Below are 8,190 nucleotides of genomic sequence, written 5' to 3'. Positions count from 1 at the left end.
AGCCGCTAAGGCACCGCCAAACGAAAGGGGCGGTAACAGATATGCTGGGCCTAAAGTTCACTGCGCCACACTCCTACTCTACCAGCTTTCTCTCCACGGCGTCAAAGCTGGATTGCTTCGCGAACGCTCGCAATGACGATCTCAGAGCATTCTTGCTCGGGTTTGAAACGTGCATCAGAAATTTGTGGGCAAAACAACCGGGTCGCGCAAATGCGCGAACCGATGGCGTGCCCACCGACTCAAGGATCATCTCAAAACGCAGGGCTGCTTTGCGCGGGCGGCTTCTGCTTATGTCCCGGTTGGGATTTTCATGCCGATGCTTTAACTTCGCCTGGCATCGATCTCCGGGTGGCCTTCACACTTCCCAGGCGCGTGGTCGTCATTTGATCGAGCTGCAACCATCAAGGAAATAGCATGGCCGCGACCGAGGGCGATCTGGGCGGACTTCCCACAGCAGCGATCTGGCGAACGCCGCTCGTGATCATCGTCTGCGGTTGCCTGATCGGCATGCTGACCTTCGGGCCGCGCTCCACCTTCGGCTTTTTCATGCAGCCGATGAGCCGGGATTTCTCGTGGGGCCGCGACGTGTTCGGCCTCGCGCTGGCGATCCAGAATCTCTTGTGGGGAATGGGCCAGCCGATATCAGGCGCCATCGCCGATCGGTTCGGAAGTGTGCGCGTGATCTCCATCGGCGCGCTGATGTATGCCGCGGGCCTGATCGCCATGCGCCATGCCGCCACGCCGCTGTCGCTCGACCTCAGCGCCGGGGTCCTGATCGGCTTCGGATTGTCCGGCTGCTCGTTCAATCTGGTTTTGTCGGCGTTCGGAAAACTTCTCCCACTGCAATGGCGCAGCCTTGCGCTGGGCGCCGGCACCGCGGCGGGGTCGTTCGGGCAATTCGTGTTTGCGCCGTTCGGCGTTGCGATGCTCGACAATTTCGGCTGGCAGCCCGCCCTGATGGTTTTTGCCGGTCTGATGCTGCTGGTGGTGCCGCTGTCGCTGGTGCTGGCAACGCCGCCATCGACCGCGCGCCCCATGTCCGTGACGGAGCAGCAGACCTTCAGGCATGCGCTCGCCGAGGCTTTCGGCCATCGCTCGTATGTGCTGCTGGTGCTCGGCTTCTTTACCTGCGGGTTCCAACTCGCCTTCATTACCGTGCATCTGCCGGCCTACCTCGTCGACCGCGGCATGGCCGCGCAAACCGGCGGCTGGGTGATCGCCACCATCGGCCTGTTCAATATCATAGGCTCGCTCGGTGTCGGATGGCTGCAGAACCGGTTGCCTAAGCGCTACATCCTGTCGGCGATCTATTTTGTGCGTGCGATGTCGATCGTCGCGTTTATTTCGTTCCCGATCACGACGTTTTCCGCGATCGCGTTTGGCGTCATCACCGGCCTGACCTGGCTGTCGACAGTGCCGCCGACTTCCAGCCTCGTCGCCCTGATGTTCGGCACGCGCTGGCTGGCGACGCTGTACGGCTTTGCCTTCTTCAGCCATCAGGTCGGCGGCTTCCTCGGCGTGCTGCTGGGCGGCATCGTGTTCGAGAAGTTCGGGTCTTACACCTCGATCTGGTGGCTGTCGGTGCTGTTCGGCGTGCTGTCGGCGCTGATCAACCTGCCGATCGTCGAGGCGCCGGTGGAACGTCCGGTTGCGCAACCGGCCTGGACCGTTCAAGGTTGAGAAATTCACCACCAGAAAGTTGGGGGGCGGCGTTGGGAACATTCAAGGCGATCAGGATCGACAAGGCGGAAAAAGGCACGGCAGCCGCGCTGACGCAGTTCGACGAAGCCGAATTGATGGACGGCGACGTCACCATTCGGGTCGAGTGGTCCGACCTGAACTACAAGGATGGTCTCGCCGTCACCGGCAAGGCGCCGGTGGTGCGGCGCTTTCCGATGATCGCGGGCATTGACCTCGCTGGCACCGTCGAGCAGTCGACACATCCGCACTGGAAGGCCGGCGACAAGGTGATCTGCACCGGCTGGGGCATGGGCGAGACCCATCTTGGCGCCTACGCCGAGAAGGCCCGGGTCAAGGGCGATTGGCTGGTACGCCTGCCCGATGCCATGTCGATGCGCGATGCGATGGCGATCGGCACCGCCGGTTTTACGGCCATGCTGGCGGTGCTGGCGCTGGAGCAGCAAGGTCTGACGCCGAACCATGGCCCCATGGTCGTTACCGGCGCCGCCGGCGGCGTCGGCTCGGTGGCGACGGCGCTGCTGTCGAAGCTCGGCTACCACGTCATCGCCTCGACCGGGCGGGTTTCGGAGGCGAACTACCTGAAAGGCCTCGGGGCCGCCGAGGTGATCGATCGCAATGAGTTGTCGGGACCCGCCAAGCCGCTGGCCAGAGAACGCTGGGCGGGCGGGATCGACAGCGTCGGCTCGACCACGCTTGCCAATGTGCTTTCAATGACAAAATACCGCGGCGCGGTCGCCGCCTGCGGGCTTGCCGCCGGCATGGACCTGCCGGCCTCGGTCGCGCCGTTTATTTTGCGTGGAGTGTGTCTTCTGGGCATCGATTCCGTGATGTGCCCGATGGGCTTGCGAAAAACCGCCTGGAACCGGCTCGCCGGCGACCTCGATCCGGCAAAACTGACTGAAATTACTCATGAAATTGGTATCGACGAGGTCATTGCGGCCGCCGCCAAGATCATCGCCGGGCAAGTTCGCGGCCGGGTTGTGGTCAAAATTCTCTGAGCATGTTCAGACTTTACCAACCAAGCTGCTCCAATGTTGCCCTGGTTGGTATGGTAAGCAGCGGGTAAAGTTTTCAGGCGGTGCCCGCGCTCGGTCGGTAAGTCGGAGTTTCAGCATGCTTGTGCGTTTCGTGTTCGCAGCCCTTACCGCCGGCGCGGTGATCGGGCCAGCTTTGGCCGGACAGATGAATGCCGAGGAGGCCCGCAGGTTCGTGGCCGGCAAGGTTTTCGCGTTTACCTGCTTCGATGGAACCCGCGGCGCGGGCCGGTTGCTCGACGACATGGGAGCGGCCGGCGCGGTGCAATTCAATGGTTCCGGTCCCATTCGCCATCTGCGGCTGCCCAGCAATACCCTTCAGATCCGGGGCCAGGCCGTTTGCGCGTCGATCAAGGGCCTGCCGTTCGAGCCGTGCTTCAATCTCGACAAGAAAGACGAACGCAGCTTCCGCGGCTCGGTCTCCGGCATGGGCTTCGCCTATTGCGATTTCCGGCACCAGGGCGGAGCCCAGATGCTGATGGCGCGGGCGGTGGCGCGGCCGCAATCGCTGCATCCGCCGGAGCAGGCCCGCGCGGGCGATGCATCGCGGGCCGAAGTAACCGCGCGCGTCGAGACCCCGCACGTCGAGAGCACCACGATTGAGCCAGCCAAGTCCGAGCCTGAGCCGGTAAAATCGGAAACGGCTCCGGAACTTCGCCACTCGACCGATTGACCGGGCCGCTCGGGCCGAGCGTGCCGCGCACGGCCAGGGCATCGCCATGCGGCTGAAGCAGCCCGTGCCGGTGCCACCATGCCGTAATGCTACGGCTGGTCAATTTCATGTGTTGGTAGCTTGTCCCGATCAATCTGGCGCGGGCAAAAAGGCCGGGGATGGCCGAGCACATGGGCTTAGTCATGGCACTGTATTTTTTCCGAATTAGCCATGGCAGCTATTCCAGCGCTTCCGATCAGCCGTCGGAATTCGACAGCCGCGACCTGGCCTTTGCCGAAATGACCAGGGTTTGCGGCGATTTCGTTGCCGGCATCGCACGGAACCTGCAGCAAGGCGCGGAATGGCAGATGGAGCTGTTGGACGAGGCCAAAAAGCCCGTCTTCAAAATCCGTCTGGTGGCCGAGAGCATAAGTTGAACTGAGCGCGGCGCCGCTCGGTGAATATCGCTCGCTGCTCCGTACTTGTACCAACCTGCATTAACGCCGGGGTGAGAACGATTGGCTAGGGCTTGAAGGGAAACGCAGCCACCAAGCGCTTCGAGCGCAAAGGCGGTGTCAACCCGCTGCAGTCGCAAGGACCCATTTCATGTTCAATCTCCGAATTCGTGGCCGGCTCTATGGCGGATTTGGCGCGCTGGTGCTGTTCTGCGTGACGCTTACTGGTTTTGCGGTATGGCAACTCGGGGAAATCCGCTCGCAGTCCGCGGCCATGAAGCTGCAGTCGACCAATTCGATCCGGGTCGGCGAAATCGCGACCGAACTTCAGGCCATCCGCCGCAGCCTGTTGCGGTATATCTTCGACCAGGACGAAGCCTCCTTCGCCGAGTCCGAGACGCGTTTGTCCAAGACAACTGAAATCGTCGAGGAGGCGATCAAGACAACGATTTCCGACGAACGGCGCGCGGCCCTTGGTGACGTCGCCAAGGATATCGCCGAGCTGAAGCAGAAGCGTGCTGCCCTTCGCGATGCGGTCACCCAGATGCAGGCGAGCCGCAAGCTGCTGTTCACCGACGGCGACAGGATGGCGGAAGACGTGCAGAAATTCGTCGACGCCGCTGATAAGACCGAGTTTGTTAAGGAGGCGGGAAGCCTTGAGGCCAAGGTCCTTCTGGTCCGGATCGCAAACTGGCGCATGCTGGCGACGCGCGATCCCAAGGGCATGGTGACCTTCCAGAAAAATACCGCAAAGGCTTCGCAGCAGATCGAGGCGCTCGCAAGCGCCAAATTGCCGGCGAATCTTGCGGCGCTGTTGAAGGACGTCAAGGCGGACGTCACCAGATATGCCGACGCATTTGACAAGGCCGGAACCAGTCTCGTGCTCGGGGACGAGTTGCTCTACAAGAGCATCGCCCCGCTGAGCGTGGCCGCGATCGGCAAAATGGATGCCGTGAAAGACGGGATGGGGTTGACTTTCCAGAAGACGGCCGTCGAGACCGATGAACGCATTGCCAACACCGTCACGATGCAGAAGATGATCGGCGGGCTGGCGGCCATGCTCGGTCTGTTGATCGCAGTCGTTATCGCGCGCGGCATTATCGGCCCATTATCAGGCCTCACCGCCGGCATGAAAGAACTTGCCGCCGGCAATTTCGGCGTGGTTCTTCCAGGGCTCGACCGCGCGGACGAAGTCGGCGACATGGCGCAGGCGGTCGAGACCTTCAAGATCAAGGCCGCGGAGAAGGCCCGCGACGAGGCCGAAGCCAAGAGCAGGCAGGATCAGGTCGGCGCCCAGCAGCGCAGGGCCGATATGATCAAGCTCGCCAACGATTTCGAAGGCGCGGTGGGTGGAATTATCGAGACGGTGTCCTCGGCCGCCTCGCAACTCGAGGCTTCGGCCGGCACGCTGACCTCGACCGCGGCGCACGCCCAGGAGATCACCTCCAGGGTCGCTTCGGCGTCGGAAGAAGCCTCCACCAATGTGCAGTCGGTGGCCTCGGCCACCGAGGAATTGACATCGTCGGTCAACGAGATCAGCCGCCAGGTCCAGGAATCGGCGCGGATGGCCAACGAGGCTGTCGATCAGGCGCGCCGGACCAACGACCGCGTCAGCGAATTGTCGAAGGCGGCCAGCCGGATCGGCGACGTGGTCGAACTCATCAATACCATCGCCGGACAGACCAATCTGCTGGCGTTGAACGCCACCATCGAGGCAGCGCGCGCCGGCGAGGCCGGCCGCGGTTTTGCCGTGGTGGCCTCGGAAGTGAAAGCACTGGCGGAGCAGACCGCCAAGGCGACCGGCGAGATCGGCCAGCAGATCACCGGCATCCAGGCGGCGACGAAGGAGTCGGTCGGCGCGATCCAGGAGATCAGCGGCACCATCGAGAAATTGTCGGAGATCTCTTCGACCATCGCCGCCGCGGTGGAAGAGCAGGGCGCGGCGACCCAGGAGATTGCCCGCAACGTGCAGCAGGCGGCGCAAGGCACCCAGCAGGTCTCGAACCACATCACCGACGTGCAGCGCGGCGCCAGCGAGACCGGCTCGGCCTCCTCGCAGGTCCTCGCCGCGGCGAAGTCGCTGTCCGGCGACAGCAACCGCCTCAAGCTCGAAGTTGGCCGCTTCCTGAATTCGGTGAGGGCGGCCTGAAACATGAGCGGTTTTTCCATCCGCCTGACCCACAAGATCGCGGGCATCGGCGTGGTTGGTCTCGTTGGGCTGCTGGCGTTTGGCGCCATCTATCAGGTCGGCAGCTGGTCACGGGACGGATCGCGTAGCATCGCGAACGCCGCCCGCGCGATTTCCGATCTCAATAAGCAGGTTTCGCTGGAAATGCTGCAGGCGCGGCGCGCCGAAAAGGACTTTCAGCTGCGCCGGGATTTGTCATATTCGAAACACCATGTCGAGTTGGCCGCCGCGGTCGACCGCGATCTTGGGCAGCTGAAAACTCTGGCGCGCTCAAGCGGCTTCAATGACGTCGCAGAAAAGATCGACATCGCGCACAGCGGCTTCGACGCCTATGTGGCGGATTTCGGCGCGCTTGCCGAAGCCGAGGTCAAGCTCGGCCTTAACGAGACACTGGGGTTGTCGGGATCGTTGCGCAACGCGGTGCACGATATCGAAGCCAAGCTCAAGGAGAGCGACGATCCGAGGCTGACCAGCGGAATGCTGATGATGCGCCGGCATGAAAAGGACTTCATGCTGCGGCGCGACCTGAAATATGTTGGCGAACTGAAAGAGACCGCCACGGAATTCTCGAAAAAGCTGGCCGGCGCCGATATGACGCCGAACGTGAAGGCCGATATCGCCCAGAAGCTTCAAAAGTATCAAACGGATTTCCTGGCCTGGGCCGACGGCGCGCAGGAAGTCGCGCGTCTTGGCACCGCGATGTCGATGGAATTTCACGACATCGAACCGGTCATTGCCGAGATCCAGCAGGGCGTCGAACGGCACCATGATGATGCCGAGGCGGCCGAGGCGGCGACGCGCGATTCCATTGGGCTGGGTATGCTGATCGCGCTTGGCTTGACGATCATCATGGTGAGCGCAACGTCATTCCTGATCGGCCGTTCGATCTCGAAGGCGCTTTCGGCCATGGTTCGTGCCATGACCCGGCTTGCAGGCGGCGATTTCGCAGGCGGTATACCCGGCCTCGACCGCGGGGACGAAATTGGCGAGATGGCCGGTGCCGTCGAGGTCTTCAAGCTCAATATGAGCGAGGCCGCGCGGCTGCGCGCCGTTCAGGATGAACTGGGGCAACGGCAGCTGCGGGAAAAAGTTACCGCCGTTCAGGCCATAGCCGCGGCGGTGGAGCGCGAGACCAGTACCGCGGTCGGGGAGGTTTCGGCAGGCACGGAGCGGTTGGCCGTCAACGCCGCGCGAATGAGCGAGAGTGCGGTGGCGCTCGCGCACAACAGCAGCAGCGTGGCTGCCGCGGCCGAGCAGGCGCTGGCCAATTCGCGCACGCTGACGACCGCCGCATCGCAGCTCAACACATCCATTGCCGAAATAGCCCTTCAGATCAGTTCGTCGCGAACACTCACGAGCGAAGCGGTGGCGGCATCAACCAAGGCGCAGGCCACCATCGCCAAGCTCTCGGAGGCCGCGGGCAAGGTGGGCGCGGTGACAAACCTGATCAGCGAAATTGCCAGCCAGACCAATCTGCTGGCGCTCAACGCCACCATCGAAGCGGCCCGTGCCGGCGAAGCGGGACGCGGCTTTGCCGTGGTTGCCTCCGAAGTCAAATCGCTGGCGGAGCAGACCGCCAAGGCGACCAGCGAGATCGCGCAGCAGATCACGGAGATTCAGCAGGCCACGCAGGAGTCGGTGGCCTCGATCAGTGCGATCGGCGAGGTCATCCGCAACGTCGAATCGAACGCATCGGTAACAGCGGCGGCGATCGAAAAGCAAAATGCGGTCACCCGTGAGATATCGCAGACGGTCGAGGAATCGTCAGCGGCCTCGCGCGAGGTTACCCAACAGATCGCCAATGTATCCAGTGAGGCTGTCGAAACCGGAAAGCGCGCCACCGAAATCCGCGACGTCGCGGCGGAAGTCGCCGGCAAGGTCGAAGGCCTGCAGCGGACGCTGGTGCGCGTGGTCCGGACCTCGACGGCCGATGCCGACCGGCGCGCGTTTACCCGGACCGAAATCGATTGTCAGGGCACGGTCGAGTATCGGGGCACAAGCCGCAAGGTTGTCGTTCACGATCTTTCCGAGGGTGGGGCCGAGCTTTCGGAGGCGATCGCGGGCGCCGAAATCGATGCGCCCGTTGTCCTTGCCGTCGAGGGCCTGGCATCGAAGCTGCAGGGTGTCGTCGCTCGCCAGAGTTCAAGCACGACATCCATC

6 protein-coding genes are annotated in these 8,190 nt (G+C 62.9%); all 6 read left to right on the top strand.

What is annotated here, in order from left to right:
• Positions 1-414 precede the first annotated feature (414 nt).
• A complete protein-coding gene (locus ABSG20_RS23730) occupies positions 415-1,680 on the top strand; it encodes an MFS transporter (protein ID WP_423866941.1) in 1,266 nt (421 codons plus the stop codon).
• A gap of 32 nt (positions 1,681-1,712) precedes the next feature.
• Positions 1,713-2,699 carry an acrylyl-CoA reductase (NADPH) gene (gene acuI / locus ABSG20_RS23725; RefSeq protein ID WP_423866940.1) on the top strand — a complete coding sequence of 329 codons (987 nt, stop codon included), beginning with the start codon at positions 1,713-1,715 and terminating at the stop codon, positions 2,697-2,699.
• 115 nt (positions 2,700-2,814) lie between these two features.
• Complete coding sequence (locus ABSG20_RS23720; protein WP_423866939.1) at positions 2,815-3,408, top strand: hypothetical protein; 594 nt, start codon at positions 2,815-2,817, stop codon at positions 3,406-3,408.
• A gap of 182 nt (positions 3,409-3,590) precedes the next feature.
• Positions 3,591-3,824 (top strand): DUF6894 family protein, encoded by a 234-nt coding sequence (locus tag ABSG20_RS23715; RefSeq protein ID WP_423866942.1) that lies wholly within the window; start codon positions 3,591-3,593, stop codon positions 3,822-3,824.
• 169 nt (positions 3,825-3,993) lie between these two features.
• Positions 3,994-5,991: a HAMP domain-containing methyl-accepting chemotaxis protein gene (locus tag ABSG20_RS23710; protein ID WP_423866938.1), complete on the top strand. Its 1,998-nt coding sequence runs from the start codon at positions 3,994-3,996 to the stop codon at positions 5,989-5,991.
• A 3-nt stretch (positions 5,992-5,994) separates the two neighbouring features.
• Positions 5,995-8,190 (top strand): methyl-accepting chemotaxis protein (locus ABSG20_RS23705; protein ID WP_423866937.1); only part of this gene is annotated, 2,196 nt, incomplete at its 3' end.

It is taken from the genome of Bradyrhizobium sp. (genome assembly GCF_049512235.1).
Lineage (GTDB): Bacteria > Pseudomonadota > Alphaproteobacteria > Rhizobiales > Xanthobacteraceae > Bradyrhizobium.
Note: the sequence above shows the minus strand (reverse complement) of the source record. Positions and strands in the feature narration are given on the sequence as shown.

Coding starts and splice junctions, on each gene's coding strand:
- ABSG20_RS23720 (WP_423866939.1), top strand. CDS start 2,815: ATGCTTGTGCGTTTCGTGTTCGCAGCCCTTACCGCCGGCGCGGTGATC.
- ABSG20_RS23710 (WP_423866938.1), top strand. CDS start 3,994: ATGTTCAATCTCCGAATTCGTGGCCGGCTCTATGGCGGATTTGGCGCG.
- ABSG20_RS23730 (WP_423866941.1), top strand. CDS start 415: ATGGCCGCGACCGAGGGCGATCTGGGCGGACTTCCCACAGCAGCGATC.
- ABSG20_RS23715 (WP_423866942.1), top strand. CDS start 3,591: ATGGCACTGTATTTTTTCCGAATTAGCCATGGCAGCTATTCCAGCGCT.